The following is a 14,895-nucleotide window of genomic DNA, read 5'->3' on the forward strand; positions in this document are numbered from 1 at the left end:
TGCGTGTCGCCGGTGATATGGTGGGCCCGGGTGGATTCGAACCACCGACCTCACGCTTATCAGGCGTGCGCTCTAACCAACTGAGCTACGGGCCCGTTGTCATACAGAAACAGAGCATGCATCCGCATACCCTGCCTCATAGTGATTTCTATCTGAACTGTGAACGCGCCAGACCTCGACCTTGGGATATATTTCCCTAAAAGGAGGTGATCCATCCGCAGCTTCCGCTACGGATACCTTGTTACGACTTCACCCCAGTTACCGACCACACCGTAGACGCCTGCCTCCCCGAAGGGTTAGCCCGGCGGCTTCTGGTGCAACCAATTCCCATGGTGTGACGGGCGGTGTGTACAAGGCCCGGGAACGTATTCACCGCGGCATGCTGATCCGCGATTACTAGCGATTCCAACTTCATGTAGTCGAGTTGCAGACTACAATCCGAACTGAGATGGCTTTTGACGATTGGCTCCGGGTCACCCCATCGCTTCCTGCTGTAGCCACCATTGTAGCACGTGTGTAGCCCTGGACATAAGGGCCATGATGATTTGACGTCGTCCCCACCTTCCTCCGGTTTGTCACCGGCAGTCTCGCTAGAGTGCCCAACTTAATGATGGCAACTAACAATAGGGGTTGCGCTCGTTGCGGGACTTAACCCAACATCTCACGACACGAGCTGACGACAACCATGCAGCACCTGTCACTTAGCTCCCGAAGGCACTTCTCTATCTCTAGAGAATTCTAAGGATGTCAAACCCAGGTAAGGTTCTTCGCGTTGCGTCGAATTAAACCACATGCTCCACCGCTTGTGCGGGCCCCCGTCAATTCCTTTGAGTTTTAATCTTGCGACCGTACTCCCCAGGCGGTCAACTTATCGCGTTAGCTTCGCCACTGCAGGGGTCGATACCCGCAACGGCTAGTTGACATCGTTTAGGGCGTGGACTACCAGGGTATCTAATCCTGTTTGCTACCCACGCTTTCGATCCTCAGTGTCAGTATTGGTCCAGTAAGCCGCCTTCGCCTCAGGTGTTCCTCCGTATATCTACGCATTTCACTGCTACACACGGAATTCCGCTTACCCCTCCCAAACTCTAGTCTGCCAGTATCGAATGCAGTTCCGGGGTTGAGCCCCGGGATTTCACATCCGACTTAACAAACCACCTACGATCTCTTTACGCCCAGTAAATCCGAACAACGCTTGCACCTTTCGTATTACCGCGGCTGCTGGCACGAAATTAGCCGGTGCTTCTTCTAAAGGTACCGTCAAATCAGAGCGATATTAGCACTCTTCTCTTCTTCCCAATTGAAAGCGGTTTACAACCCGAAGGCCTTCTTCCCGCACGCGGCGTCGCTGCATCAGGCTTTCGCCCATTGTGCAATATTCCCCACTGCTGCCTTCCGTAGAAGTCTGGACCGTGTCTCAGTTCCAGTGTGACTGATCATCCTCTCAAACCAGTTACTGATCATCGCCTTGGTAGGCCATTACCCTACCAACTAGCTAATCAGACGCGGACTCATCTATCAGCGCAAGGCCCGAAGGTCCCCTGCTTTCCTCCGTAGAGATTATGCGGTATTAGCTACGGTTTCCCGTAGTTGTCCCCCACTAATAGGCAGATATCCACGCGTTACTCACCCGTGCGCCACTCGTCAGCTGACCGAAGTCACTGTTACCGTTCGACTTGCATGTGTTAGGCACGCCGCCAGCGTTCGTTCTGAGCCAGGATCAAACTCTCCGAAGAAAGATGATACTTTGTATTACTTGATCCCAGCATTGATCACATAGATCAAACTCAAATATTAAACGTTAACGTTCAAAATAGAACTTGCTTAGTATCAGAGTCTGATCAAACCAATGCTTGGAAAGACCTGACACGTCCACAGTTCAAATAAAAATCACTAATTGTAAAGAACAAAACTATCTTTTCCGCTGCCTGTAAGCTTGCGCTCTCTGGCTGCGGGCGGCGAACTATAGGCCCGCCGTTCGAGGTGTCAACCTCTATCTGAGTCACTCATAACTTGCGTTATATCTGCCTCAAATCACCCTCTCAATACAGTCGCCTGTCTTGCGAGGGCGGCGAACATTATCGTCACAATAATATCCGTCAACTCCTTTCTTTCTGACTACTGAATTACTCCAATAATCAGACCGAAAGACCTCCGAAATCAACAAAGCCGCTTGCGGAGGGCGGCGAACAATAGCGACAGATCAGGTGCCGTCAATGTATTTACTGGTGCGCGGCTACATCAATAAAAAAGAGGCGGCATCATGCCACCCCTTTCAATACCTGAATGCCACCTGAATCAGGACTACTTGCTTACAGGTTTACTCCACAATGCCGATTCAGCGGTAGAGCAGGCAATGAAGCGATAAATTCTGCCAGCCCTCAATTTGAAGTCTTTCACAGTCAGGGTGTTGGATTTCTGATTCACCTCGGTACGCAGTGGTCTCCATGCTTCACCGGAGTGCATCCACAGATTCACCTTATGCTCATCTTTCACGCCGCCCAACTCGTTCTTGCGTGAATGTTCGTCGAAATACTCGAAAGTGACATCCGCTTTGATGTTGAGAGAGGGTATCCTTGAGAACAGCACCCATGAGCGCTGAATACACTGCTCAGGATTTCCTTCACTGAATACATACATCGGTGCCTTGAATGCTTCTGCCTCAGCCTGAAAATCCGCAATCCTGAACTCTTCCTTAAAATCCAGCTGTGCCAGTACATAACCAAAACCAGGGTCGGATACGACCAGTGACTTGTTCGAATATCCGGAGACCCCCCTGCCAGTGAACGGCTTCTCAAGTAACTTGGCCATAAACTCATGCTCATCCAGACCTTTCTTCTTTTCACCAATCGGATTAATCACATTATCAGCTTCTGCTACCAGCCTTGAATGCTCAGCAGCTTTTTCAGCATCAGCCTTGGCAATGGCTTCGGGTGTGAGATCCTTACCCTTGGTGAAAGCCACATACTCTCTCATCTGTGGTGTATTTCTGTAATTCCACTCAAATGTAGAGAACAGGTTGGCTTCAAGGTAAAACGGCCTGGCTATACCAAAGTGTTTTACTGCATCGTACTGCTCAATAAATGATACAGGCGAACGCTTACCATATTTCTGTTTGACCTGACCTGCCTCCAGCAAGCCGGCCAGATGCTCTACACGCGCACTCATTACGGTTGGGGAAAACCAGCCAAAGGTCTTTTCCGGGCCATTTTTCTCTTTTCCGATCAGATGTTTGATTCTTGCATAGAGTTTGGCTTTCAGGCTTTCATTTAACAATGCCTTAGCCTTCATCGGATTAAACACGCCCAAATCAGGTGTGTAATAATACTGGAAACGCTCATTAAAGATGCTGCCCGGGAACGGTGCAAACATATCAAAAGAGTGTCCGAAAGTCAGATCGTAATCCCAGGGAATCACTTTCCATTTCTTTGTTTGACCCGATTTCACCATGAAATAGTTCTTGTTATAGGTGTCACCATCGCTGGTCAGCGTATTGACTGCAATCCAGTTAGTCAGCGAATCATCCTCAAAGTTGTCTGCAACGAACTTATCAAAGGTCTCCATCGGCGCTGATGCTATCTGCCTGGACAAGGTCTTCAGACTGGAATAATCCTTGCCATCTTGCGTATATTTATTCCAGCAACGTTCAATATCTGAACCATGTCTGAAATCACCGCAGTATACAGAGTCATCCGGTTGATAAAGTTCGCTGGCTGCATCATAACCACGCTTTGCGAGAAAGTTCTTGCCTAACCATTCAATATACAGGAAGTAGCCGATAAACTGCCCATTGATATTCAATCTGACATAGTTGGTTTCCGGAACCATCATGCCCATATCTTTCATCAGTTCCCAGGCCATCCATTCACGCATCAATGACCCGTCTGAAGACATTGAACGAAGCGCTATGTTTTTGTAACCATTCCACTTCGCACCCTTAATCTTGAGAATCAGTGATTTTTTTCTGAGTGCACGTGTTGAACTGCCAAAGGATTTGATTCTGCCTCTGAACTCCTGCCCATCCAACTCGAAGCTCGCGGCAAATGTAGATTTGTCATTCGGGTCCTTTAAAAACAGTACCGTGGCATCAGTTCTGTTCATCGATACATTGATGTCAGTGAACTTGACCTCTTTCTGGGCATTGGCCAGCGCTTCTTTTGAATATCTGAAATGCCCCTCTTCAAAGTCCAGCTCAGCTGCTGATATAGCAGCAACAGGTGATGCCATCAAAGCAAAAACACCTATCGCCAGAAGCATGAATCTATTTTTTAGCATAAACACCTCAGTCTTCCCATCTGTAAGTGAATGACAAAGTTCCATATCTGGATGCACTGATATTACGGCCCCATACAGTTTCACCAATCGTCACTGCACCTGTCCAGTTTTCATTCAGTCTGCGTGCATATTTGGCAGAGATAATTCCCGCATCATAGTCACCTGAATTCCTCAGGAAGTTGCCTGCTGCCGGAATTGGCTCCGGAGTGTGATCCCGCAAAGAAAGCTTGAGAACGCCTTTGAGTACAATACGGTTAACACCATCTTCATCGATACGCCACGACCATTTCACATAGCTCTTAGATTGAGTTGCCGGAGACCCGAACCAGTAGTTGATACCAGTACCGAATTCCCAGTATGTAGGAATTTTCGCTTCCCAACCGGTATTCTGGGTAGAAAATGCAACACCAGCCCAAAGTCCAAGCTTACCATAACCAAGGCGGTTGATTTTCTTACTATCGTAACCGGTAGGAATGTTCAGAGCCAACTCCCAGGTCCGTCCATTGCGTGTATTATCAAGCCTGCCGCGAACACCTACCTGAACATCGCCAAGACCTGCGGTTTTAGGACCCACACCACACGATTGATTGGCCAGAGATGCACTGGCAAAAAAGTTATAATAATACGAATAGCCGTATGTGTAAGAGTTATTCCAACTCACATCACTTGAGTTACAGCCCTGCGGAACCCGGTTTCTGTTGGCATTGAACCAATCGCTTGCAGTCGAATATGTGAAACCTGTGGTATACATATTCTGTCCTTCCGAGAGCATGAATGCACTCGCCTGAGCTGATCCAGCAGTAACGACAGACAAACCACCTGCAAAAATTATGGATGCCACCATCTGTTTGAGTAAATTTTTCATCTTCATATTCCCCGTCCCGTATTTCTTTAGTTATTCCAATATTGTCTGATCATGATTTCGGCAGGTTTATTTTGCACGGTATAATCAATGTCACTCTCTCCACCTGCGTATGGGTCACTGAACCAGTTCCAGAAAAACACACCTTTCACATTTTTACTGCGCTGGATGACATTCAACCACGCCGCCACTGCACCGGTCTGCATAGTCAGATCCGGGCGCTGGGTTCTTTTCTCTAAAGATCTCCATTCCCAGGGCTGGCTGGATGCACCTGAAGCTGATGGCACACCTATTTCCAGTAACCACACAGATTTGTTTCTATGCTCTTTCACCACCCTGTTCAGCTTATACAAAGCCAGCTCTACATGTGCGAGCATCTCATCGTATTCACCCATATCACCAAGTGGCGGATAATAGGAAACTCCTGTCACATCCAACTTGTACCAGTATGGAAATTTTTCCACACCATCCACATTGTGCGCAGCATAAGTCAGCTTACCCCTGAATTCCCTTCTCAATTGAGCAATCAATGGTAACCACGGTAAATCCTTGGCAACCTTCTTCAGCTCTGTGCCTATAACAAAGGCTTCTACCCCTAACTGCTGGGATAACCTTGCATACATCAGCAGGTGTTCAGAGTAGTTCTTAAACCACAAATTCCGCTGTGTTTCATTGCTGAACGATATATCTCCTGCCCATCCTCCCGGTATCAAAATCTGCGGTTTGACCACAACCTTCAGTCCGGCCTTGTGCGCAGCTTCTATCGCAGCCGTCAATTGGGGGATGGTAACATTATTGGCCAAACGGATATCTGTTGCATGGATACTGCTCTGCTTCATGAACGGGATTAACGCAACCGCATTGGCACCGACAGCAGCCATGTTCAACAAGGATATCTTGGCCTGAGATGAATCCCATGCGACTTTAGAGGTCTGCATTGCATTGAAGCCTTTCCACTGCCCCGCTGATGAAGGATTGAAGCGTACAGGTTCATGTTTTATCTGAACTTTTTTTACTACCTTCGCTGCTGGCTTTACCTCTTTGACAACAGGTGGGTCAACTTTCGTTGAGCAGCCTCCGATCATGACCAGCATCGCAACAAGAACTGACAACCTAAACATCAAATTTTCCTGTAAACACGCCAGATCTTGTCGGAATATACCAGCCTGTATCCCTTCATACCTTCGGCATACATCAGTGGATAGCGCGAACTGATTTTATCCTTTCTTCCGATCACAGATTCAGGATCAGGCACAACAATCTGCTCCACCCCAGGGAAAGCATGATTCAGTGCAAGTTTAAATTTACTTGTATATGAAAGATTCAAACCAACAGCATCGCCACGTGCCACCAGAGCCTTGTATCCACTTCTTTCATCAATGAGTGTATCGATACGGTTTTCGTTGAGCCATCGGCCAAGACGTAATGAGCCATCATCATCTTCAATCAAAACACGGTCAGTCCTGAATGAATCAACCCATTTACTCATGTTCGGATCTGCCGACTCCATGAACAGCCACCAACCCCCGATCAAACTGACAAACAGAAATGAAACAACACTCCAGTAGACGCGCTTGCGGGCCATATCAAGGAATGTGATTTCTGCCAGAATACTGGCATTAATCAGTACCAGAATTTCCATGGGATGGGTCAGGTAGAACTGATCCGTTGCCAGTGCAATCGCCAGCAAGGGGTGAACGAAGAGCACAAAACTGGCCCTGAAACGCAAACCTTCATCCCAGGTACTTACCAGGAAATAGAGAATCACCGGATATGCGATCAGGGTATATCCCGTTGCCGCCACGAGAGAATTGAAGAAGTTACCGCCGTACTCCTGTAGCCAGGGGTAGTTAAACATTTCCATATAACCACCCAGATAAGTGGAATCAGGATGTTTAATAAAGTTCAGGAAGTCACCTTCAAAGACCCAGTTCAGCCATGCCCATGAAAATACCGAGAAGAAAAACGGTACCGCAAGAATGAAGTAGATACTGATAGGAGATGCCATCAACAGTCTTCTTGGAGCTACAACTGCCAGCATGGGCAGCAGTGCAATAAACAGGAACACAGCCGAACCATCTACAAAGAAGAAAATGGCAAGAATGATACTTAGCGAGATATATGCATGTACGTCATGCTCTGCAATCATTTTCTGACATGCATGATAAAGCAGATAGAACATCACCATACTCATGGCAAGCTGACTTCCATTTGTCGCCCCCCATAAGAATGTGGGGTGAACAACCAGCAAGAACACAAGCAGCAGACGCTTGGCCGCGCTGATCTCGATCGGCTTCATATGGAAGAGGAATAAGCCGATCAGCGCGCAACTGAATAACACAGAAACAAAATACGGGGTTCCACCATATGCCATACCTGGCAGATAATAGAATGGCACCAGCGCATAGAGCGGCAAATGCGGGTAGAGCAGACTAAGATCTTCCAGTCTGATCTCTTCTGATCCAAGAACACCCAGCACTTTAGCCCAACGCTGTGAGGCACCATCGAACATGAAACCATGGGACAGTAACCACGATGCCAGCACCGATAAGGCGATAGTACACATGATTACAATAATCATGTTTTCCGAACCTCGAAGCTTACTTACATATGGCGTCATCTTATCACCCGGCCTTCTTGGTATTCAAAGAGAGGTCACTGACATCACTGGATGTAGCATAACTTGTAAGGCCGTGATGTGTCTTCTCCCAGTAGAATGGGTTGAACACCAACTGCCACAGTCCTTTATACCCGGCCCATGACATCAACAACCAGTATATGGGAACAGTCATCGACCAAGGCATCAACTTATAATAGTGCCGTTTGAAACCACTGAGCATAAACAGTGTGATCAGGAAGCCGTTACCCATCAGCAGGTTGATCAGGTTAATATACAGTAATGCTGCCGGGAATATCGGGTCAAACATGGCAGTCTGTGTAAGTAACCAGGTAATAAAGAGAAGCATCAGCAAAGGCGACAACAACACACTGAGAATTGTGCCGCCAATAAAGAACTGGAAGCCCCAGAAACCGACATGGCCCAGAGTTCCATAGAACTTCAACGGCCTGCGCATATGCACCAGATAGGTCTGCATATAACCTTTCAACCAGCGTGAGCGCTGCCTGATCCAGTTGTGAACATCTTTATTTGCCTCTTCATAGGTTGTCGAATTCACAACACCAACACGATAGTTCCTCTGTGTCAGTCGTACGCCCAGGTCCGCATCTTCTGTTACATTATACGGATCCCAGCCCTGTAGTTCTCTCAGAACTTCCATCTTGAAGTGATTGGAGGTGCCACCCAGAGGGATCGGAATTTTCAGTGCATCCAGGGCGGGCAGATAGAAATCAAACCATAGAGAATACTCCATGGTGAACATACGAGTCAGCCAGTTTTCTGTCACATTGAAATAATTCAAACGTGCCTGAATCACAGCTGTATTCTTGGATGATTTTCTGAATGCCAGCACAACCTTCTTCAGCTGGTCAGCCTCAGGTGCATCCTCACCATCATAAATGGTAATAAGCTCACCGCGAGCAAAGTTGAGCGCATAGTTACAGGCCTTAGGCTTGGTTTTCGGCAACGAGTCAGGTACTTTGATAATCTCAAAGATACCCTCCAGACCCAGGTCTTTTGCGGTCTGAATGGTCTCTTCATCATCCTCTTCAAGAATGATTTTAATATCCAGCTTGGACAGTGGATAATCAAGATTCCTTAATGACTCGGCGAGGTGAGGCAGCGACTCGGACTCCTTGTACATAGGCACAAGAATCGTATAAGTAGGCAGATCAATATCCTTGACCTCCTCAACCTCTTTATCCGTAATGAAATTATCAAAACGCTTGTCTCCACCAACCCACGTAAACAGCAGACGCAGACCAAAGTTAAACAGCAGAAACACAGATATAAATACATTGATTGCAATCAACGTTGGAATCGGCCATATCGCAACGGCCAGAATCGTTAAACTCATCAGAATAAATGCAAAAATAAGCTGAGGCTTGGTAAATACCGTACTGGCAGAATATTGCGGCTGACGTTTTCTCAACTCATGCACTGATTTTTCACTAAAGAAAGCATCGCCGTACTTCTGCAATGACCATACAATGTCAAATTTTGAGGTCACTACAAAATCCACAGGGCCGTCAACTACCCTTTCAGCTTCGGCCATCACTACAGGATCCATATCGGCTACGGCAACCAGAGTCAGCCCATCCACTTTGCGCCAGGGGACAAACAGAGTCTCCAGATAAACATGATAATAACCCACGTCCACCAGACTTTCATCCGAGGGTTCATCCATCAGGTTTACAAATGGCTTGTCAAAATGATCCGCCAGAACCTGATAGAATGAATACGATTTCACCCAGCCTTTAGCCAGGACAATATCACCAAGACGGGTACCCCAGTCTTTCTGAATAGCAATGGCTTCTTCCAGCTGCTCCAGGGTCAAAAGGCCCTCTTCAACCAGAAGATCACCAATCCTGCCTCTCCTGAATTGATCGGTTAAAACGCCGTAAAACTCAGTAGCAGTGATCCAGCCTTTGGAGAGGATAACCTCTCCGCAGCGGAGGCCTGACCCTTGCTGTGCTGCAAGGGCCTCGGCCAACTGCTCATTGGTAATGAGCTTCTTTTCTACTAAACGCTCACCAATCTTACAGGGTTGTGAAGTCTCCACGTGATTCACTCCAATTCACCACTTCACTTGCTGGCAGGCGGAATATCATCATCTTCAACATTGATATTGGTGTGATGCATACGCTGCGCATGCAGATCTTCAGTCGTAGGCATCTCTACATCATGATCATCACCTTCATGTCTGCCGCGTGCGATACGGAAGAGGTATACAACAGCCAGACTCAGGAGGAACCAAAGCAGACCCAGCAGCCAGAAGCGGTACTCGCCCAGAACTGCGAACCAGTCTTTGGTATCAGGATAGTAAACTTCAGCCAGTGTTGGCTGCTTACTATTGATATGAAGTGTTACACCATGAGCATCAATGAATGCAACATCGCCTTCAATCAAGCGCAACTTCTCAGAGAAATCATGCTGTGCCTGAGTGGATGGAATCACCAGCAGACCCTGTGCTGAAGATCCATTAACAATCTCCGCAACAGTGATTTTCGGCAGAACATTCAAACTGAAGAACGATTGGCCATCTTTATCACGGATTTCAACAGGGCCCTTATCCATACGCACAGGCGCATCGATATTGTCCAGGTTGAAATTACCAAATGCCACGAATGGGCCACTTGGGTCAATCGCCTCACTCTCTTTTACAAAGCTGACTCTTGAATAATCCATCATAATAGGCAGATCAGCAGCCATTCTGGAAATCAGATGCAATGCATTTTCCGGATCACTCAGGAACTTCTCGGCAATAACTGTATCAAAGCCTGATGAGAAATACTGGGACAGGCCGGAGAACTTCGTTGGCTCTGTGTCCGTTGCTTTCACAATGATTGATGTGTCAGGCGTAATCTGCACAAAGTCAGTTGGCATAATACCAAAACAGTCACCAGATACGATATCATGCTGCACTACAAAACGAAGGTTATTGTACTGCTGCTGATACTCAACCGGAAGAGGAATGGAGTAATTATGTTTCGCACCATCATTTTCCAGTCGTTTTGAAAACACCAGTACATTATTCAGGAATGCGTACAGCTCATATGTCGGATCAGCATCCCAACGCACGGGTGCAACAATATTCAGACTCAACATATCCAGACGAGTGCCTGATGGCAGATCATGAGGAGAGAGCGTAGTGCTCCAGACAGTCTCACGCGCCACATAATGTGGCTCTGTATTCAACTGGTGAAGAGGCATTGTAAAATACTCACTGTTCGAGTCTTTCGGCAATGCCCTCAGAGAATAGAAGTAATCAGGTTTATTGATATCATAATGACGTCCTGCAGCAAGCTGCTCCCACTGGCCATCAATCAGATACAGTGGCTGTACATCATATGGCTCGGATACTGCCAGAGAAACCATACCTCCGGATTTAACCAGATTCAGGTTGTCTGTAGGAGTGCGGAACACATCACCGTTTTTAAGCTTCACAAAACCTTTTTTCAGCCTTGCTCCACGACGGTTAAACTCTGCAACAATATCAGATTTTGACGCGATAACGATATTACCAACTTCAGGAAGCCGTTTGATATCGATCTTCCTGCCGGCATTGGTCAGCAATTCCATGACTGACATGGCAGCTGCAAACTGAGCCGCATCCAGCTTGCCTGCCGGAAGGGATACGCTGACCGTATGCGGCAGCATGCGCCAGGTATCTCGAATCGAGCGATCAATTGAGCTATATGTGATATCCATCGCTGTATCCGGGAGAATATGTAGGAAACCGCCACCGGAGCGAATATCAAGACAGAGGTTTTTATCCACCAGCGTACCTGATTCAACACTCACCTTAACCATGCCACCGCGGAACATTGAAGCAGGAAGCACAATCGCATCCTCATGCCTCAGGTTATCTGATTTGGCCACAATCTGGGTAAGAGGAACATCATTCACGAAAACCCTGATGTTAGACAGTCCGTGCAACATCGGTGAAGCGCGGTATGACAAACGGAACACACCACCCCTGACGCTTGAATCCATTGGGGTCTTGAAATAGAAATCCTGAACATGGCCTGCCTGCGAACCTCTGAACGTATGCCCTTTCCTGTAACCGAGGTCTTCAAGCGTAACTGTCCTCACCGGACCCAGTGCACTCAGTGCCTTTCTTGCCGTTGCAGGAGATGACGCAGCCCTCTTCAAAGGGGCACGTTTTGCAGCCTTAATGGATTTCACTTCCATCCAGCCCTGAACTCCGGAAGGCCTCGCTGTCACCAGCACCCAGCCAGCCTGACGCTCCATCTCAATCAGCTTCGATTTGGAATCAACGTTCATCACCTTGCTGGAAGCTGTATTTGGAGCAGCATAAATTACCGCCTGCTTGCCGGAAACACTCAACGCATCCCCGATCTTGGCTTCCGCCTGGCCTGACAGCAGCACGAAAGCCACCGTTACACATAAAACATTTTTCATGAAAAACATGACATTATTCAACACGGTCTTACCCCCTGAAATATAAACAATCACTTTATCCCCTAGATACAATTACTCGTTAATATAGTATAAATTCCATGACATGCAAACTTTTATTAAAAAAAATTAATCACAATCGCCAAGCCGCCAGCTACTCAAACCACACACTCCACCAGCCTTCACTACAATTTTCTTCACAGCTCAATTTCCATCACGACTGATTTTGATGTGATCAAACTTCACCAGCGCATACGGATAGTTCGAATTACTACTGGCAAAAATTGCCGGATTTAAATCCCTGCCATATAGCGGCACCTTGCCAACCTCATACCAATCTTTCCCGTCAAGACTGGCTGATGCAGTGTATTCGAAACCAAGCTTGGTGATTTTCAGATGCACTGTGAATCGGGTTGCCATTGCAGTCGAAGCAGGCGGCTGCCAGGCAATCCAGAACGGGGAACCAAAATACGTACGTGAGCCATCAAGATCCTTGATCAGATCAACCCTGACCACCTGTCTGCAATCCTTACCCCCACATTTCGAAAATGTCGCCTTATCTTCAATGCTTGCCAACAAAGCCAGAAACTCTCGATTCTTTTTGTACATCAGCAAGCCAGCCTCTTGCTTCGTCTTGCCTACCTTGCCAGTACTGAATTCAGAATCCATTTTTATTGATACAACATAATCGCCATAAACCTCCTCATGTTTCAAAACAAGAAGATTGGGGACAGTTCCTTTGGCAATCGATGATTTTTTCGTCATTAAAATGAGATTACCATGATCATTATGCAGCAATGCGGGCGCAGGGTTTTCCACCTGCCAGTGCTCCGACAAGTAACCAGAATCAAATTCATCGCTATAAATCAAACCCGGGCGATGTTGGACATCTTCTCTGCCCCATGAATTATCATCATCAAAAGCTGCAATTCTATCTGCTTCAGCCTTGGCCGCTGCCGCCCTCTCTGCTGCAATTCTGGCCCTTTCTGCCTTCTCGGCTGCCGCCTTCTCAGCTGCAAGCCTGGCCCTTTCAGCCTTAGCTGCTGCCGCTTTTTCGGCCGCAATCCTGTCTGCCTCGGCCTTCTCTGCAGCTGCTTTTTCTTCCGCGGCTTTCCTGGCTGCCGCTTTCTCTGCCGCAACCCTGTCCGCCTCAGCCTTAGCTGCTGCCGCTTTTTCGGCCGCAATCCTGTCTGCCTCGGCCTTCTCTGCAGCTGCTTTCTCAGCTGCCGCTTTCTCATCTGCCGCTTTCTCAGCTGCCGCTTTCTCAGCTGCCGCTTTCTCAGCTGCCGCTTTCTCAGCTGCCGCTTTCTCAGCTGCCGCTTTCTCAGCTGCCGCTTTCTCAGCTGCGGCTTTCTCAGCTGCCGCTTTCTCAGCTGCCGCTTTCTCGGCTGCTGCTTTCTCGGCTGCTGCTTTCTCGGCTGCTGCTTTCTCGGCTGCTGCTTTCTCGGCTGCTGCTTTCTCGGCTGCGGCTTTCTCGGCTGCTGCTTTCTCGGCTGCTGCTTTCTCGGCCGCTGCTTTCTCGGCTGCTGCTTTCTCGGCTGCTGCTTTCTCGACTGCTGCTTTCTCGGCTGCTGCTTTCTCGGCCGCTGCTTTCTCGGCCGCTGCTTTCTCAGCCGCTGCTTTCTCAGCCGCTGCTTTCTCAGCCGCTGCTTTCTCAGCTGCTGCTTTCTCAGCCGCCGCTTTCTGACCTGCTGGAATCTCAATAACAGCCGGAACTGCGACACCTACAGCCTTCGCCCCCGTCCTTGCCGCAGAAGAGGACCCTTTTGCGGGAACCACATTATCCTTTGCAATTTCACGCGCTACCGAAGCAAATGCGGCCGTAAGCGATTTAGTATCATTTGCAGCAAAATATTTTCCGCCACCGTTTGCGGCAACGCACTGAAGCTGGGATAAGTCATACGATTTCACACCAAAACCGACGACATGGATACGAATATTATCTCCGGACAGTGAAGCAGCCTTGCACGGATCACGCCGACAGCTTTCAGCACCATCACTAAGGAATACTACCGTTCCTTTTCCACCACGGCTTTTAATTTCATTGACTGCAGTGTCGATACTGCGACTCAATGGAGTCATGCCCTTTGGAGTAAAAGAATTCATTTTTTTCATAATCGATGCGCGCGATGACCCGAGCGGGGCAAGAACCGCTACGTCACTACAGTCGCCTTTCTTGCTATAGCCATACGCAGCCAGGCCAACATCAACGTTTAAAGGGAGTCTCGCAATAGATGCAGATAAGGCATTTCTGGCCAGATACACTTTTTCTGTGCCATCGACCTTACTCCACATGCTACCTGATGAATCAACCACATACAGAACAGAAGAGCTTGCAAACGCACTCAATGGCGTCATCAATACCAAGGCAAGAAGCTGCAGCTTTAGCAGCCTCCCAAACATCATCCATCTCACATCCATATGAGCCCCCGCTCGTTGCATATATGCCTGCTCGATTACTTATAGCATATATCCCTCAATCTGCAAGCGTATAAAGAATGGAAATTATTAGCCAGCACTACCTTACCTGTCACCATTCACATGTAGCCAAAAGGCATGCCCACTCCTCTCGGAAAAAGGCTACTTCAGGTCAGGGCAGACCATAAGACCATGATAAAGAAAAGTATGCATAATAGAATAACAGCCGGAGCCCAGTATTCTGCCGGAAATGCAATTTTATTCGCCTGCTTCCGGGTTAAACCACACCCTGAACAGCGCT

Annotated in this window: 7 protein-coding genes, 1 tRNA gene and 1 rRNA gene; all 9 read right to left on the reverse strand. The window is 47.9% G+C overall.

The window, feature by feature from the left end; translation table 11 throughout:
* Positions 1–18: 18 nt before the first annotated feature.
* Positions 19–95: transfer RNA gene (locus MMIC_RS02515), tRNA-Ile, on the reverse strand.
* Between the two features lie 104 nt (positions 96–199).
* Positions 200–1,736: ribosomal RNA gene (locus MMIC_RS02520) — 16S ribosomal RNA — on the reverse strand.
* A gap of 568 nt (positions 1,737–2,304) precedes the next feature.
* Positions 2,305–4,275 carry a CotH kinase family protein gene (locus MMIC_RS02525; protein ID WP_072658754.1) on the reverse strand — a complete coding sequence of 657 codons (1,971 nt, stop codon included), beginning with the start codon at positions 4,273–4,275 and terminating at the stop codon, positions 2,305–2,307.
* A 7-nt stretch (positions 4,276–4,282) separates the two neighbouring features.
* Positions 4,283–5,146 carry a hypothetical protein gene (locus MMIC_RS02530; RefSeq protein ID WP_143144848.1) on the reverse strand — a complete coding sequence of 288 codons (864 nt, stop codon included), beginning with the start codon at positions 5,144–5,146 and terminating at the stop codon, positions 4,283–4,285.
* A gap of 20 nt (positions 5,147–5,166) precedes the next feature.
* Positions 5,167–6,258: a glycoside hydrolase family 113 gene (locus MMIC_RS02535; RefSeq protein WP_072658757.1), complete on the reverse strand. Its 1,092-nt coding sequence runs from the start codon at positions 6,256–6,258 to the stop codon at positions 5,167–5,169.
* Positions 6,258–7,718, reverse strand: coding sequence for a hypothetical protein (locus MMIC_RS02540; RefSeq protein WP_227819311.1), 1,461 nt, complete (start codon positions 7,716–7,718; stop codon positions 6,258–6,260). The genes MMIC_RS02535 and MMIC_RS02540 overlap by 1 nt, the downstream gene beginning before the upstream one ends.
* A gap of 43 nt (positions 7,719–7,761) precedes the next feature.
* On the reverse strand, positions 7,762–9,825 hold the full coding sequence (locus MMIC_RS02545) for a cyclic di-GMP-binding domain-containing protein, MshE-related (protein ID WP_507760603.1): 2,064 nt from the start codon (positions 9,823–9,825) through the stop codon (positions 7,762–7,764).
* A 14-nt stretch (positions 9,826–9,839) separates the two neighbouring features.
* Positions 9,840–12,179 (reverse strand): cellulose biosynthesis cyclic di-GMP-binding regulatory protein BcsB, encoded by a 2,340-nt coding sequence (locus tag MMIC_RS02550; RefSeq protein WP_171966438.1) that lies wholly within the window; start codon positions 12,177–12,179, stop codon positions 9,840–9,842.
* A gap of 201 nt (positions 12,180–12,380) precedes the next feature.
* Positions 12,381–14,597, reverse strand: coding sequence for a histone H1-like repetitive region-containing protein (locus MMIC_RS12440; protein ID WP_171966439.1), 2,217 nt, complete (start codon positions 14,595–14,597; stop codon positions 12,381–12,383).
* Positions 14,598–14,895: the final 298 nt, after the last annotated feature.

Origin of the sequence: Mariprofundus micogutta (assembly GCF_001895085.1) — a bacterium.
Lineage (GTDB): Bacteria > Pseudomonadota > Zetaproteobacteria > Mariprofundales > Mariprofundaceae > Mariprofundus > Mariprofundus micogutta.

What these genes read in the sequence shown, in the direction of transcription:
- MMIC_RS02530 (WP_143144848.1), bottom strand. Translation starts at nt 5,146, where the DNA reads ATGAAGATGAAAAATTTACTCAAACAGATGGTGGCATCCATAATTTTT.
- MMIC_RS02535 (WP_072658757.1), bottom strand. Translation starts at nt 6,258, where the DNA reads ATGTTTAGGTTGTCAGTTCTTGTTGCGATGCTGGTCATGATCGGAGGC.
- MMIC_RS02540 (WP_227819311.1), bottom strand. Translation starts at nt 7,718, where the DNA reads ATGATTATTGTAATCATGTGTACTATCGCCTTATCGGTGCTGGCATCG.
- MMIC_RS02525 (WP_072658754.1), bottom strand. Translation starts at nt 4,275, where the DNA reads ATGCTAAAAAATAGATTCATGCTTCTGGCGATAGGTGTTTTTGCTTTG.
- MMIC_RS12440 (WP_171966439.1), bottom strand. Translation starts at nt 14,597, where the DNA reads ATGGATGTGAGATGGATGATGTTTGGGAGGCTGCTAAAGCTGCAGCTT.
- MMIC_RS02550 (WP_171966438.1), bottom strand. Translation starts at nt 12,179, where the DNA reads ATGAAAAATGTTTTATGTGTAACGGTGGCTTTCGTGCTGCTGTCAGGC.